16 protein-coding genes and 1 pseudogene are annotated in these 14,800 nt (G+C 55.2%); 2 read left to right on the forward strand and 15 right to left on the reverse strand.

Features of this window, described 5'->3' with window-relative positions; all coding sequences use genetic code 11:
* The 12 genes from ABLV17_RS10690 to dagR all read right to left on the reverse strand — a co-directional run.
* Positions 1-186, reverse strand: a 186-nt coding sequence (locus tag ABLV17_RS10690; protein ID WP_170696051.1) for a BMC domain-containing protein, incomplete at its 3' end; no start/stop codon positions are given.
* A gap of 17 nt (positions 187-203) precedes the next feature.
* Positions 204-482, reverse strand: coding sequence for a BMC domain-containing protein (locus ABLV17_RS10695; RefSeq protein ID WP_012542984.1), 279 nt, complete (start codon positions 480-482; stop codon positions 204-206).
* A 446-nt stretch (positions 483-928) separates the two neighbouring features.
* A complete protein-coding gene (locus ABLV17_RS10700; RefSeq protein WP_015368469.1) occupies positions 929-1,447 on the reverse strand; it encodes a FidL-like protein in 519 nt (172 codons plus the stop codon).
* Positions 1,444-2,247 (reverse strand): winged helix-turn-helix domain-containing protein, encoded by an 804-nt coding sequence (locus tag ABLV17_RS10705; protein ID WP_348854239.1) that lies wholly within the window; start codon positions 2,245-2,247, stop codon positions 1,444-1,446. Before ABLV17_RS10705 ends, ABLV17_RS10700 begins: the two co-directional genes overlap by 4 nt.
* A gap of 21 nt (positions 2,248-2,268) precedes the next feature.
* Entirely contained in the window at positions 2,269-2,853 is a 585-nt protein-coding gene (locus tag ABLV17_RS10710) for a TetR/AcrR family transcriptional regulator (protein ID WP_348854240.1), read from the reverse strand.
* 166 nt (positions 2,854-3,019) lie between these two features.
* Positions 3,020-3,766, reverse strand: a complete 747-nt coding sequence (locus ABLV17_RS10715) for a 2-dehydro-3-deoxy-phosphogluconate aldolase (protein ID WP_348854241.1) — start codon at positions 3,764-3,766, stop codon at positions 3,020-3,022.
* Positions 3,753-4,862 (reverse strand): DgaE family pyridoxal phosphate-dependent ammonia lyase, encoded by a 1,110-nt coding sequence (locus ABLV17_RS10720; protein WP_113374524.1) that lies wholly within the window; start codon positions 4,860-4,862, stop codon positions 3,753-3,755. Before ABLV17_RS10720 ends, ABLV17_RS10715 begins: the two co-directional genes overlap by 14 nt.
* A gap of 3 nt (positions 4,863-4,865) precedes the next feature.
* Positions 4,866-5,726 (reverse strand): PTS system mannose/fructose/sorbose family transporter subunit IID, encoded by an 861-nt coding sequence (locus ABLV17_RS10725; RefSeq protein ID WP_161799897.1) that lies wholly within the window; start codon positions 5,724-5,726, stop codon positions 4,866-4,868.
* Positions 5,723-6,472, reverse strand: a complete 750-nt coding sequence (locus ABLV17_RS10730) for a PTS sugar transporter subunit IIC (protein WP_015368463.1) — start codon at positions 6,470-6,472, stop codon at positions 5,723-5,725. The genes ABLV17_RS10725 and ABLV17_RS10730 overlap by 4 nt, the downstream gene beginning before the upstream one ends.
* 25 nt (positions 6,473-6,497) lie before the next feature.
* The gene (locus ABLV17_RS10735; protein ID WP_015368462.1) at positions 6,498-6,983 is read right to left on the reverse strand and encodes a PTS system mannose/fructose/N-acetylgalactosamine-transporter subunit IIB; all 486 of its coding nucleotides are present in this window, start codon (positions 6,981-6,983) and stop codon (positions 6,498-6,500) included.
* A gap of 10 nt (positions 6,984-6,993) precedes the next feature.
* A complete protein-coding gene (locus tag ABLV17_RS10740; protein WP_020079721.1) occupies positions 6,994-7,422 on the reverse strand; it encodes a PTS fructose transporter subunit IIA in 429 nt (142 codons plus the stop codon).
* 119 nt (positions 7,423-7,541) lie between these two features.
* On the reverse strand, positions 7,542-10,343 hold the full coding sequence (dagR, locus tag ABLV17_RS10745; protein ID WP_308958285.1) for a transcriptional regulator DagR: 2,802 nt from the start codon (positions 10,341-10,343) through the stop codon (positions 7,542-7,544).
* A 148-nt stretch (positions 10,344-10,491) separates the two neighbouring features.
* On the opposite strand from dagR, the pseudogene ABLV17_RS10750 reads away from it, so the two are divergent.
* A pseudogene (locus tag ABLV17_RS10750) lies at positions 10,492-10,645 on the forward strand (BrnT family toxin); the annotation flags it as partial.
* Positions 10,632-10,934, forward strand: a complete 303-nt coding sequence (locus ABLV17_RS10755) for a BrnA antitoxin family protein (RefSeq protein ID WP_308958286.1) — start codon at positions 10,632-10,634, stop codon at positions 10,932-10,934. The pseudogene ABLV17_RS10750 and the gene ABLV17_RS10755, both read left to right, overlap by 14 nt.
* A 71-nt stretch (positions 10,935-11,005) precedes the next feature.
* Here the strand turns inward: ABLV17_RS10755 and symE are convergent, their stop codons facing one another.
* From symE to ABLV17_RS10770, 3 genes are all read right to left on the reverse strand, one after another.
* The gene (gene symE, locus ABLV17_RS10760; protein ID WP_149271538.1) at positions 11,006-11,341 is read right to left on the reverse strand and encodes an endoribonuclease SymE; all 336 of its coding nucleotides are present in this window, start codon (positions 11,339-11,341) and stop codon (positions 11,006-11,008) included.
* Between the two features lie 215 nt (positions 11,342-11,556).
* On the reverse strand, positions 11,557-13,311 hold the full coding sequence (locus tag ABLV17_RS10765) for a restriction endonuclease subunit S (RefSeq protein ID WP_308958287.1): 1,755 nt from the start codon (positions 13,309-13,311) through the stop codon (positions 11,557-11,559).
* Positions 13,311-14,780: an N-6 DNA methylase gene (locus ABLV17_RS10770; protein ID WP_308958288.1), complete on the reverse strand. Its 1,470-nt coding sequence runs from the start codon at positions 14,778-14,780 to the stop codon at positions 13,311-13,313. The genes ABLV17_RS10765 and ABLV17_RS10770 overlap by 1 nt, the downstream gene beginning before the upstream one ends.
* Positions 14,781-14,800 lie beyond the last annotated feature (20 nt).

Consider the following 14,800-nt stretch of genomic DNA (forward strand, 5'->3'; position numbering starts at 1 on the left):
TTCCACACCGGAATCCACCGCCGCTTTCACCGCGCCGACGTCGCCTTTCACCATCGCGGTGACAAGGCCAGAGCCGACGTTTTCATAGCCGATAAGCTCGACGTTGGCGGCTTTACACATCGCATCCGCCGCTTCAATGCAGGCCACCAGACCTTTGGTTTCAATCAGACCTAATGCATCACCCATTTGCGTTCTCCTGGCCTTCAGGCCTTGTGTTTAATGACGATTTTGTTGATGTCGTTATGCGGACGCGCGATGACCAGCGAGGTCACCACTTCGCCGATGCGCTGCGCGGATTCCACACCGGAATCCACCGCCGCTTTCACCGCGCCGACGTCGCCTTTCACCATCACGGTGACCAGGCCAGAGCCGACGTTTTCATAGCCGATCAGTTCGACGTTGGCGGCTTTACACATCGCGTCCGCTGCTTCAATACAGGCCACCAGACCTTTGGTTTCGATAAGCCCCAATGCATCACCCATCGTGATTTCCTCCAGAACAGGTTTTGTTATTCGGGAAAACCGTCCGCGTAACGGCATCAACACGCGGAAGCGGCGTTCGGGGTTCACTATAGGGAATGGGGAAAGAAGTGAAATTTAAATCCGTGGAGATGAATATTTTAGGTTTTTACTCTGTGATTTAGCCTTATTTAGCCTTCCATTTATCTTTTCGTTCTGTTTTATGCGTGTTGATTTTTATGATGATATGGCGCTTTTTTAGACTATTTATCGGCGAGAGGTGAATGTTAATAAGATGCTAATTACTTGCCAGCAGGCGGTAATATAGCCGCGTGATAATTGTGGGTATGCGCAAGTTTTGGCGTCGAAGCTAAATGCAAAACGTGCGCTTTTAGCATCGTGGAAAGAGGGGGCAATAACGGAGCGTGAGCGAGGGCGCATTTTCCTCGCGGCGGTTCAGGGGTGACGGGTTAGTTAAGCGTGCTGCCGGACTTCAGCGTGCAGATGTAGAGCGGTGAGTTGATAGAGCTCAGCAGGATAGCTTTGTCGTTAAGCTTCTGCGCGTTGAGGAACAGGCCATCGTGGCTGTCGGACATCTCGCGCATGAAGTAGTCAAAGATGACATTCGGCGATTCGTCGATGGACGAGGCGCTGGATTCCCATTTTTTAATGCGGTAGTGGCGTTCAGTTGCCGAGATACGTTGGCTGGTGTAGCTGAATTTGACGTAGCGCTGCAGGTAGAGCCAGCCGGCGGCGGAGTCGGTATAGCCTTCCACCACCATCGAACCGTTACCGTTGGCGGCAAAATTAAAATGGATATTGCCGTTCACATTCTCTTTTTCCATGTTTTCAAAGCGCATGATCGCTTTGGTGGAGCAGCTCATCACGCCATCGTTGGCATCCGGCAACAGGCGCCAGGCGCTAAAACCGGCTGCGGCGATAAACGCCAGGGCGGAGAGGGCGAAAAAGGGGCGGGGCGCGAGTCTCATTGCGGCTTCCAGGAGTAGTAAAAGTAGTTATCGCAATAGCTAAATGGGTTGTCTTCGTGCATCGCGCAGTGGGCGAGAAATACCCGGCCCAGGCCGTTAGTCTCCAGCCGGTCGCCGTAGAAGAAAACGAAACGCTCCCCCGGCTTGCAGCTGAGCTTCAGCCGCTGACGCACCTCATCAAAATTCTTACCGTAGGCCGTGGCGGAAACCGAACGCAGCATTTCATCGCTGGCCAGCAGTTCGCACTGGCTGTGGCTCATCAGCGTCAGATTGATTGGCCGGGCGACGTGGGTGCCGGCGAGACTAAATGCCACCAGCAGCAGGGCGATGAGCAGCAGACAGCCGCCGGCCAGATACCAGCACATACCGCGCGCATGTAGAGATGCGGTGGGCGGCGTTGGCGCCGCAGCGGGGGCGGCTTCATCAGGCGTAGCGCATGTGAGAACGGCATCGGCGGGCGTCGGCTCGGCGTCGAGCAGTTCGATGCTGAGATCCTGATTCAGCTGCAGCATGCCGCGCGATACGGTGACAATAATGTTATCGACATCGTAGTGGCGGAAGGTTTTGCGCAGCATGCTCAGGTATTGATTGAGATTGCTGTTGGATGAGGTTAAGCCGTTATCGTCCCAGACCTTTTTCAACACTTCATCGCGACTGACAACGCCGGTATGGCGAAGAAAAAAATAGAGCAGCGCGTTGGCGGTAATGGATAGCTGACTATCCGGCTCATTGCCGCCCGGTAATGTTAGGGTGCCGTCCGTTGCGTCATAAATGAGACGGGCATTGATGTTGTAGCGCATCGCGGCCTCACTCTACTCGCTTCACGCGGGAAGCGTCATTTTTGTCAGATCGTTTACCAGCGCCTGACGGTGTTCGCTGCTCATGGTGCGCCCTTCGGTCAGTTCCGATAACCAGATGCCGTCGGCCGCATAGCGCACCAGCGTGCCGGTCGGGCCATTATCGAGCGCATCGCCCTGCGCCAGATGATCCAGCATCCAGTCGCGCCAGCATTTTCGCAGCACCGGTTCGTCGGGCATTGCCAGCGACAGCACCATCAGTTGCCGGCTTTCGTGGGTATCCGTCAGCTCCGGGTTGGACAGATAGCGCAAATAGGCGCGGGTAAAGCGGCCGTAAGCGATGTTATCGGCGGCCATCAGCTCGCTAATCGCCTTTTCCATAATTGCCAATAACCGGGCGAACAGGGCGAAAATCAGCGCCTGTTTATTGGGAAAGTGGTGCATGAGGCCGCCTTTGCTGACGCCAGCCTCGCGGGCGACGGCGTTCAGCGACAGGGCGGCGATACCGTCCCGGCCGGCAATCATCGCCGCCGATTCAAGCAGTTGACGATGCAGACGGATGGGGTCTTTTTTACGATGCTGGGCTTCCATGTTCATGGCCCGGATCATACCGACCAGACGGTATGATTATTCTTGATCGCTATCAATATGAGAGGGCGCTTCGGACGGCGGGATGTCGTTATTGCGTGGAGGCTCACAGATTGACAGTGACCTTCAGCAGATCAGGAAGTTAGCGCGTGCGGTAATAGTGGCCTACACCGCACGCGCGGGGGGATTAATCGACCAGTTCCTTGACGATGTTCATCAGAGCATGGACATCTTGCGGGCGGGTATTACCGCTTTGCGGATCGATAATGGAACTATAAATATGCGGCATGACCTGCGCGACGCCGGCCTGCAGGCAGGTTTGTAGAATCAGCGCAAAGTTATCGAGATCGATGCCCCCGGTGGGCTCAATAAGCGTCATACCGTTTTCTACCGCGCTTTGGGCGAGCGCTTTCAGCTCCGCCAGCGACTTTTCGCCGTCCATCGGGAAAAATTTAGCCGCATGCGCGCCCATATCCTGCATCATTCTGACCGCCGCATCGCAGGATACCTGGGCCGGAATGCCCTGGGCGCTGCGCACGCCGGTGGAGATGCGTACTTCACCGGGCGTGCCGCTGGGGCTGACCAGCGCATTAATAAAGGTTTGCTGGCCTCCGGTTGCCGCCAGCACCCCGGCGGCAAACCCGCTGCCGGTGAAGGTCTGGTTGACGTGGGCGGGGTGGAGCTGCGCCGCAATCATTGCCGCTTTGTAAAACTGTGCCGGATCGCCGGCGCCGAGACCGACGGAAATAGAAGGCACTTCCGCCATCCAGCGGCGCACTTCTGCAACGCCTTGTTCGACGCTGGTAAATTGCGCCGAGAGTACGCCAATCACCGCGTGCCCTTCAGCGGCGTCATAGATTTCCCGGGCGTTGGCGATGTCCTTCGCCAGCACGTTAATCGCCACCCGCTGGCGATAAAAGTTAATCCGCTGCATGCTGCGTAATCTCCTGTAAGCGCGCGACGATGAGCGACATTTCTCCTTCGCCGACGGTGCGAGGGTCAAGGCTAAAATGGCCCTCATGCAGATAGTAGCGGCGGGCGTAAATGGCGATATCGCCGCCGCGTAGCTGGGCTTCAACCTCATGGGCGCTGAGTCCCAGTTCATTGGCGTCGACGCTGACACGAATGCGCCAGATGGCGCGCCCGGCCTCATCCTGCTCGATATCGGCGCGCAGGCCGGGTAGCGCGGAGATCGCCTCGGCGAATGGACGCAGCGCGGCGGCGTCGGGCGCCGGTGCCGCCGTCCGGTAACGGTCCAGCGCGTAAACGAGACCGACCATATTCTCTTTGCCGATTTTCATCGCCCGCGCGATGCCGTAATGCTGGGCTTTACAGGCGGCGATCCAGTTACGCTTGCCACTAATAAAGCCTGAGGTTGGGGCGTTAAAGGCTTTTGCTCCGCTGTAGATAACCATGTCCGCGCCGCTGGCAACCCACTGGCGCAAGTCTTCTTCGGCGGCGGCATCGACGATCAGCGGCAGATTATGCTGGCGGGCGACCTGCACGAAATCGTCAATACCGAGCATCCCTTTTTGCACGCAATGGTGGGATTTCACATACAGTAGCGCCGCCGTGCGTGCGTTCACCGCGCTCTCCAGCTGCCAGCGTGCCGCCAGATTGCTGGAGCCGACTTCGACAATACGCCCGCCACCGAGGCGGATAGCGCTGGTGATTGGCGCGCCGTAATCGACATTATGCCCGCGCAGTATCACTATCTCGTTCGGCCACTGGCTGCTGTCCGGCATCTGCGCCACCTTTTCCGGCTCGCCGCGGGTGATCGCCGCCGCGACGGCGATGGCGATACCGGCAGAGGCGCAGGAGGTGATATAGCTGTCTTCCGCGCCGGTGTGGGCGGAAACCAGTTCGCCCGCGCGGTCGGTTAATTTATCGATTTCGACGAAGGCTCCCGCCGCCTGCGCGGTGGCCTGCATCACTTGCGGGTCGACGGCGGACACGCCGAGGATGGTCATTTTGCCGCAGGCGTTAATCACCCGTTTTAAGCCCAGTTGCTGGTAGATGTTGCTGTTCATGATTTACAGCACTCCCAACAGCGAGCAGACGATGCTGATAGCAACGATTGACAGTAAAATGGTGGTGTAGCGCGGCCCTTTTTTCAGTAAGTAGAAATAGATAGCGAACACCGCCGCCAGCGGCAGCAGGCCGGGGGCAATCGAGTCGAGGATCTGCTGGACCACCACTTCCGAGCCTTTAAGCGCGCTGATTTTCAGCGGGGTGGTGATTTTGACGTAGCTTGCCGACAGCGCGCCCATCATGATGAGACCCAGCACGTTGGCGCCGTAAATCAATTCTTTAATTCGCCCCCCTTGCAGCAGGCCGATAATGGAGTCACGGCCCAGGGTGTAGCCTTTATGCACCAGTCCGTAGCTTATCGCCATGGTGATCGCCGGGTAGAGGATCAGCGGGGCGATCCCGCCGAACGCGCTGCCGCTGGCGGCGAAGGGGATGAAAATGGCAATCAGCAACGGCATCACCGCGGCCCAGATGATCGAGTCGCCCATCCCGGCCAGCGGCCCCATCAGGCCGGTTTTGATCCCGGTGATTGAAGCATCGCTGATCGGCTCGCCGCGGGTTTTCTGCTCTTCCATGGCGATGGAGATACCCTGGATAACCGAGCCGAAAGTTTGCTCCGAGTTAAAGAAGTTCAGGTGGCGTTTGAGCGCCTCGGCCTGCTCCTCTTTTTCCGGGTACAGCTTTTTGATAATGGGCGTCATTGAGGCGCAGAAAATCAGGCTCTGCAGACGTTCGTAGGAGCTGGATACTTCCGCCCCCAGCCAGTAAATCAGCCAGGCCTTGGTGATATCGGCTTTGCTCAGCGCCTGGGTTTCGCGGGCGCGTTCAACCAGTTCATGTTCCATTACATCGCTACTCATCATGCAGCTCCTTCATTTTTGGCCAGGCCTTTAATCAGGAAGGCGACGCAGGTGCCGAAAATCGCCATCGCCATGATGTCCACCTTCAGGTAGAGCACCGCGAAAAATCCGCCGATAAACCACGGCAGCAGGCTCTTTTTGCCGATCACCATGATGGTGATGGCAAAGCCCAGCGCCGGCAGGATACCGCCCATAATTTCAAACGAGTGGGTCAGCCAGTGCGGCATCAGTTTGAGGAATTTTTCCACTACGCTTTGGCCAAAGTAGTTGGCGGCGAAGACCACCGGGAAGCGCAGCACCAGCCCCAGCAGCGCCGGATAGATAAAGGCGCAGCGCATGATGCCCGCCATGTTGGCGCTTTCGGCGTGTTTGTCGGCCATATGCACCCACGCGGCGTTGAGCGTGCGGCGCAGCTGATCGAGGAATACCCCGATGACGCCAAACGGGATCGCCAGCGCGATCGCCAGGTTGGGCTCCATCCCGGCCTTCACGGCGATCGGAATGGCGATACAGGCGGCCAGCGCCGGGTCCGACGGCACGTTGCCGCCCGGTGTGGAGGTGACCCCAAGATAGACCAGCTGCATGCCTGCGCCGATGATCATCGCGGTTTTCATATCGCCCAGCAGCAGTCCGACGAATACGGCGATCACTACGGGCTGCAGCAACATGGCGGAGAAGGTATAGCCTAAACGTAATCGGGCGAACCAGTAATACAACCCCATCAGGCTCGCAAAAAGTAAGGTATCCATAGTTTTTTACCTTTTTATCAACTGGTTAGAATTTTTTCAGGATGTCGTCCAGTGACTGTGGTTTATCTTCCGGGATGGTCTGAAAGAACACCTGAATGCCGCTATCTTTCAGAGCGCCGAGGATGCCGACGTCTTTTTCATCAAGGGTGATGTTCTGGAACACGGCCTTGCGGTTCGGCCCGCCGCCCAGCCCGCCAACCTGAATCGTCTGCACGTCAAAGCCCAACTGGACGGCTTCCTGAACGGCCGACAGCGACGGGAACAGCACCAGTACATTGCCATCGCCGAGCTGATTCTCTTTCCAGGCGGCGGCGAAGCTGGCGTTGCCGTAACAGTCGACTTTGATGTTCGGCGGCGCGGCCATTAAATAGATATTTTTCATAAACGGATCGGCATCCAGCTCGTCGCTGACCACGGCGATACGATTGGCCTGCGACTGGCCGACCCATTTGGTGACGACCTGACCGTGGATCAGACGGCTATCGATACGACATAAAACGATTTTTGCCATGATGGGCTCCTTAAGAGGTTAACTGGTTCACGTGGGCGACAACGTCGCGGCAGCTGCTGCGTCCTGCTTCGACCAGCGCATCAACGCAGCCGGTGAGCGGACCCTGTTCGCGCAGATCCAACGCCTCCAGCAGCAGCGAGGCGTTGAGCCCGCAGACGACGGCGATGGGGTAATCCGCGCTCAGGCGCGCGGCGACGTTGGAGGTGGTGCCGCCGAGAAAATCGGTCAAAATCAGCGATCCTGCTGGCATCGCCTGCACGGCCGCTTCGACGCGCTGATAAAACTCGCCGAGGGTATCGACCGGCATAAGCGCGATTTCGCTGACGCCGGCGATTTCGCCGGTCACCATGCGCAGACTGTCGCAAAGTTGCGTGCCCCAGCCGCCGTGCGTCAGCAGCAGAATCTGGGGTAACTGGGTGGTAGGTTCAGTGGATGACAAAGTGGCCTCCTGGCGCCGAATCGTTGACGCACTAATAAGAGCAAAGCGCGTGCCACAATTTGTGTCATCTACCAAAGAGGAAAAGGCTGGCGGGCCGCAAAGCCGCGCCAGAACAGGCGTTAACTAAATAATAATTCGTAGATATAAATGTACTCGGCATCGGATAAACGGATGGCATAGGCCTCTTCAACCGGATGGAAAGCCGATTTGATGACACTAAATGCCTGAGCGTCCATATCCGGCCGCGTTTCCAGCGCCATCTGTAACGGTTTACGGTTAATCACGATACGCTCGACCATACAGCAGCAGTGGATCAGAAAGCGTAGTGTCACCTGGCGGTTAGGCGCGATGGCCAACGCGTTCCTGAGATGGTTCAGGATCCCTTCCATTTCTTTTAATATGCGCTGCGGATTGAGCACCGAAATATGGTTGATAATGCTTTCCATGGTCAGGGCGCTGATAAACCGTGAAGCGCTGCGCTCCATCTCCAGACGACGTTCACTGCTGGACAGATCGGGAGTCAGCAGGCTGAGCACCAGCTCCGGTCCCTGCTCGGAAAACAGCTCCTCCAGCGAGATAAACGGGATATCGGGCAGCCCCGGCTGGAATGTCCCGACAATACCCGCCAGCCGTTCATGCGCCCTGATCGCCTGCTGCAGGCGCTCCGGGCTGCGAACTTCGTTGTAATCGAGGATAACCATCCGGGTATCCTGCGACATCAGCTCGCCAAAGCTCTCCTCCAGCACCTTTTTGATTTTTTCTGCCGTACCCATGCCGGTAATGCAGGAGATCACCAGCACCTTGCCGGCGTTCTCCTGCTGCGGCGTGCACAGCTGGCTGGCGATGCCTTTTTCCTGCATCAGATTGACCAACCGCGGCAGATCGCCGGTTTCGTAGCTGAGATCGAGACCGATCTCCAGCAGGCTGGTCAGGGTGATATTCGGCATCAGCAGGACATCAATCTGGAACAGTTTGCTGATGGTGCTACCGAAATGAACCAGCGATCCGATGTCTACCATCAGGATCAGCCGCTGCCAGCCTTTGCTGTGGATCAACTGGATCAGCTTTTCCAGCGTATCGTGCACCGATTGTTCGAACGGCATGTCGATAGCGTTGAACAATTCGCGCTCCAGCACCCGATTGACGTACTGCGCCATGCTGGTGGCCGTAGTGGCGCCATGGGCAATGAGGATCGCCCCGCAGTCCGGGCTGGCGTTGATGCGTTGGCGGTAATGGCGGCACTCTTTGAGGAACAGGCACAGCCAGACCACCTCGGTGGCCGGGCACTGGATATGCAGCAGATCGTTGATCTTCTTGCACAACAGAGTGGCGTTATCGTATTCATCTTTGCAGCGATCGAGGATCAGACTCGAAGAGTATAACTGCGGGATCAGGCCGCGTTGTACGTAGCTGATGAGAGCGAGAAAGTGTTTACGCAGCGGGTTGACCAGGTTTTCCGGCAGGGCGAAGCCGAGTACCTGCTCAACGTAACCGATAAGCAGAGCCACCCGCTCTTCAATCCGATCGCCATAGCGCGGGGCATGGCTGGCGTTATCGCGGCTATAGAGGCCATATTCAAAAATCGAACTGAGCTTATTTTTAAGGATCGCCAGCGTCTCGGCGGGCGGCACGTTGCTGTTGCGCAGGTTAACGTACTCGCGGGTCAGGAAGCTGTAGAACAGGTCGCTCTCCTCGACGCTGTCATCGGCCGCTGAACTTTTCAACTGCGGAAGAGTACGGGCATCGATGTTTAGCAGGGGACGGCCGTTAAACAGCGCATCGACCAGCTGTCGTTGCTCCGGCGTGGCATTGATCGGGCCGTCCGCCAGTTTGCTATCCAGTAGCAATACTTCGTTATGGGCCGCCATCCCCGAGGCCCATGCCTGGGCGCACAAAAACTGGATATCGCTTTTGAGCTGGCCGATATTGCCCTCCAGCGGCTTGTTCAGCAGCCACAGCAGCAAGGGTTTATCTACGCTTACCGTGCGTTCGATCTTGCGGCTTTCACGTTGTAAAAAGCCGATGATCAGTTCAATCTGCTCCTCAACCGAACGCTGGCGGATACCGGGTAGATCGATGGTGACCTGAATACGCCGCTGGAAGGTGCGTAATAGCGATGAACTGATGGGCTCGGTGGTGGCGCAAATCAGACGTACGGCGATATTGCGCGCCGGGCCGCTGGCGCCGAGCGGGCGATATTCGCCTTTATCCAGCAGCGAGAAGAGCTTTTCCTGCCCTTCATAGGGCAGGCGATGCACTTCATCCAGCAGCAGATAGCCGCCGTCGGCCTGTTCGATTAGCCCGCTTTTGTTTTCCGTCGCCCCGGTAAAGGCGCCCTGACGGTGGCCAAAGAGATGCGATGACAGCAGCTCCGGGTTGTTGGCGTATTCTGCGCAGTTGAAGTAGACCAGCGGTGGCCGTTTTTCACCGGCATGCTCGCAGGCGTAGCGGTGCATTAGCTCGGCAAAAAAGGTTTTACCCACGCCGGAGGGGCCGGTCAGCAGGACGTGCAGCCCGTGGGGATACAGCACCGCGGCTTTCCCTTTTTCCACGGCATCATGCAGGCTGCGATCGTGGCCGATCAGCGTGGCGAACGGGTCGACAGCCTCATTGTCATCTTGTGGCTGTGGCAGGAGATCGGCGAGAGTCGCTGGCTCGCGTTCGCTTTCCGTCAGCGTACGGTCGAGCAGCGTTTCCGTCGTCCGGCGATGTAAAAAGAACACCGGGCGACCGCGCGTTTTAATCACCAGCCCGTCGCTCCACAGCTGATTGAGATCTTTACTCACCGAGTTGCGCGCCAGCCCGAGGTTAAAGCCGATTTGCTCTGCGGTGAAGGCGTTCGAGCCCCTGGCTAAATCCTCCAGCGTCACGGCCTGGCTCAGCCGTTCAAGCTCCCGCAGTACTATCTCAATACGTCTCATCTCGTTACCGGGTTGTTCAATGTCGATAGTTGAGAACATACACTATTACGCGGCGTCAGAAAGAGACCGGGGGCGAAGTTGCCGGTCTTAGCGGCCAGCAGGGTGTCCTTTCGCTGCCACAATGGTGGTTTAGGGTGGGATTGGATATGGTGAGTACCGATGGCAAACCCTCGGTTCTGTGCATGGGATTTGTTATCCTCGTTGCACATTCGGTCCGTTTTGAAAGTGGGGCTGAGCTGATTCGCATTATTAGCGCCCGGAAAGCAGACAGCAAAGAGAGGCATCGTTATGAGCATGGTTAAACATAAACGCGACAATCCGGATACGCTTACAGTCGGGCGTGATGCTGAACTGAAAGCGCTGGCGAAGAAAACGGATGATAATATTGATTACAGCGATATTCCGCAAACAGCGGATGAGCAATGGTCAGATGCGGTGCGCGGGAAGTTTTATCGGCCATTAAAAACGCAGGCCTCTGTACGCATTGATGCCGATATTATGGAGTGGCTTAAGCGCCCGGGAAAAGGCTACCAAACGCGACTGAATGCGATTTTAAGAGAAGCGATGATTCGCGACCTTAATAAGAAATAGAGGGATTCCGGAAATGCAGGCAGTTGTGAATCGGTAGCCCCGGTAAGCGCAGCGCCACCGGGGAGAATAAGCTATGCCAGCTTCTGCTTTTGCCCGACGATGGCGTCGATTAACGCCTGTATCTGTTTTTGCTTACGCGCCGACAGCTTGCTGACCTGACGCAAAGCGGCGGTGAGCTCCGGCTCTGCTGGTTTGGCGGTAATCACGATACAGCCGTTCATCACCTTGAGATCCACTGCGGTACCGGTGGCAAAACCTGCCGCCTCCAGCCACTGACCCTTCATGGTCAACGCCGGAATACGCTGATAATCAGGATGACGAGTCGCATAACTCACGGTTAATTGACGACTAACGGCCGGGGAGACTTCTGGATCGGTGAATTCTGCAATAGAATGCGGGGTAGTCATGATTGCTATTTCCTATGAATAGTGATTGTGATTAGCAAGGCGCTCGTGTTGCAGCACGGGTGCCTTGCGAAAAATACCTGTACATATCATCAGGGAATAGAAGGAAAGTCCAGCTGAAAATCAATGAAAATAACGGTGTGGATAAAGAGAAATATTATTTTTGATGATGAGAATAAAGCGGCTATTTAGCCGCTTTATTAGTTTCTGGGGGCGGGTTAATTGATGGCGGCGTCGGTGAGGGCGTCGGCCAGGTGGAGCTGGGTTTGTTGGGTATTAATTATTTTTTCTGCTATACCATGGCAAATTGTCTCAATCTCATTTATTTTATTAACTATTTTCTCACATTCTAAAACGGGGGGTAGTGGAATCAATGTATTTGATAATCGATTAAGAGCCATTTTCTGAACTCCTACCTGTAATGTCTTATCGATAAATTGAGCTTGGCAAAAAGTACTTCTTAAACACTGAAATAAATATTGCTTGGACAATTCTGCATGAGGAGTAAGGCGTGCCGCATTTTCTGTTAGGTTCATACCATCGAGTTCAGCAGGGATCGTTCCACATTTTCCAATTGTTGCACCAACAATTGTCATATAAATATCTTCTTTTTTTATGATATAGCTAGATATTTTTTTCTGCATATCACTGTCAATATATCTAAGATCAGTGAGATCAATGCTGCCATCTTTCATATCAGAAACACGGATATAAACATACGGTGTAACAGTAGAGAGTAATTTATAGCCATTTGACACCCGCTTTCCACCTCTGATAGTCACAATTTCGCCTAAGCGGCACCATTCCCATCCATCTGGAAGTTCAAACGGTTTTTCCTCATCACTAATCGGCGGCAGCGGTTTTTGCTTTTTAATTTTCCCGTCTTTTACCAATTGTGCTTTTTCCTGCGCAATACGTTTGAGCAGTTCAGAGGCCGGTTCGTCGTTCGGATCCTGCGGCACCAGTTTGCCCATCACCGCCAGTTGCAGAATGGTCTGTTTTAAGGCGTCAATGCTGGCTTCGGTGGTAAACAGCGTGTCGAAATGCTCGCTAATACGCGCCCAGTTTTCGGCCAGTTCATTTGCGTTCTGGCTGTCGGTTAGCGTGGTTAGCAGGGTTTCAACCAGCTGTTGATGGGCGTCCAGACTGGTCAGGGAATGCTGTTCAAGTTGGTCGCAGAGAGACATGAGTTGCTCGACTTTTTCTACAATTCGCAACTGTTCTTTAAGCGGCGGTAATGCAAAATGGGTAGCAACGATTTTTTCTTTAGAAATATTAGGCTGCGCTCCACCTGCACCCATGGATGTAAATACTCTTTTACTCGCTTTAAGGAAGGTCAACAGATACTGATTTGATAAACCATCGAAAGGGGTACAAGCGCAGACGGCTTGATTACTTGTTGAACGAGTATTGAGTATTGATGTTTTGCCTATTGTAGCCCCATACATTGCAATCAATACATCTCCTGGCTGGTTGTCACGCAAGGAGCATTCTTTTAGTGCCAATGCAGTAATATGTTCTTCTGAATCGGTTATGTAATCTTCAGATAATTCTCCAGATTTAAACCATGGAATATTTCCACCGTAGTATCCAGAATTTGTACGATTTGGTGTGGCTCCAGCCCCCCAATCGCCAATATCATTCAAATAACACAACTCCCAGCCTTGTGGTATTGAAATTGATTCTAAAATTTCATCTATTGGCGGGAGTTTTTTCGGTTTTTTTATCTTTTTTTCTTTAATTAAGTCTTCTTGCTGCTTTTTCATTCCTCTCAGCAGCTCGGACGCCGGTTCATCGTTCGGATCCTGCGGCACCAGCTTGCCGCGCACCGCCAGTTCCAGAATCAGCTCGCGCAACTTCTTAATACCGTACAGGTCAATCTTGCCCGAGCTGCCGCGCCCTGCCGTGGAGCGGGTCTGCAGCGCCGTGGTCCAGGTATCAATATGATCGACAATCAGTTTTTCCACCGCCATCAGTTGGCCTCCTTACCGGAGAGCGCCGCGCCGAGGATATCGCGCAACTGGTGGCGCAGGGTCTGGATTGCTTCCTGCTGCTTCGCGTACTGTGCCAGCAGTTCGTCCGGATCGTGGCTGACGGTTTCCGCCTGGTGCGGGTTTTTGATATCGAGGTTAAAGTTGCGGGCAATTACCTCGTCGATGCTGACCTTCCACGCCTGCTCGTTCTCAACGCGGCTGGCGAAGCCGTCGGCCTCGTTGCCCCACCAGTCGATCTCGGCCTGGAATTCTTCAAACTTCATTGGTTTGGTTTTGCTGTAGTTCTTCACGCCCGCCGGGTACGGGTGCTCGTAGAACCAGATCTCTTTGGTCGGCTGACCTTTGGTAAAGAACAGCAGGTTAGTTTTGATGCCGGTGTACGGGTTAAACACGCCGTTCGGCAGACGCACGATGGTGTGCAGGTTGCACTCCTCGGTGAGCAGCTTTTTGATCTTGGTTTTCACGCCTTCGCCAAACAGCGTGCCGTCCGGCAGCACCACCGCCGCGCGGCCGTTTTTCGCCAGCACTTCAATAATCAGTTGCAGGAACAGATCCGCCGTTTCGCGAGTCTGCATCTCTGCCGGGAAGTTCTTCTCGATGCCGTCTTCTTCGGTGCCGCCGAACGGCGGGTTGGTGACGATGACATCCAGCTGTTCATCCCACGACGACAGCGGCTTGTTGAGGGTGTTGTCGTGACGAATTTGCACCGGCACTTCGATACCGTGTAGCAGCATATTGGTGGTCGCCAGCAGGTGCGGGAGCTGCTTTTTCTCCACGCCGTGGATCTGCTGTTGCAGCGTCTGGTGATCGGCCACGCTCTTCACGTAGTTGTTTTTTACGTGATCGAACGCGCAGGCGAGGAAGCCGCCGGTACCGCAGGCCGGGTCCATAATCGACTCGCCGAGCTTCGGATCGACGCGATCGACCATAAAGCGGGTGACGGCGCGCGGGGTATAAAACTCACCGGCATTGCCCGCCGATTGCAGATCTTTGAGGATCTGTTCGTAAATGTCGCCGAACAGATGGCGCTCGCTGGCGCTGGTGAAGTCGATTTCGTTGAGCTTGTTGATCACCTGACGCAGCAGGGTGCCGTTTTTCATGTAGTTATAGGCATCGCTGAACGCCTGTCTGACCACAAAGCCGCGCGGGTTTTTATCGATGGGGGCGGTGAGGTTTTTCAGCGTTGGGAACAGGTCATCGTTGACGAACTCCAGCAGGGAATCGCCGGTGATGCCTTCGGCGTTTGCCGCCCATGTGCGCCACAGGTAGCGCTGCGGAATGGGGAGTTGGTAGTTATCCTGCTCCAGTTCCAGCGCCTCTTCCTGGGCGTCAAAGATTTTCAGAAACAGCAGCCAGGAGAGCTGGCCGAGGCGCTGCGCATCGCCGTCCACGCCGGCGTCTTTGCGCATAATGTCCTGTAATGATTTGATTACTGAGCTGATTGACATGATGTATTCCATGTTTCATT

Origin of the sequence: Klebsiella sp. CN_Kp091 (assembly GCF_040065095.1) — a bacterium.
In the GTDB taxonomy this organism is placed as follows: Bacteria; Pseudomonadota; Gammaproteobacteria; order Enterobacterales; family Enterobacteriaceae; genus Klebsiella; species Klebsiella aerogenes.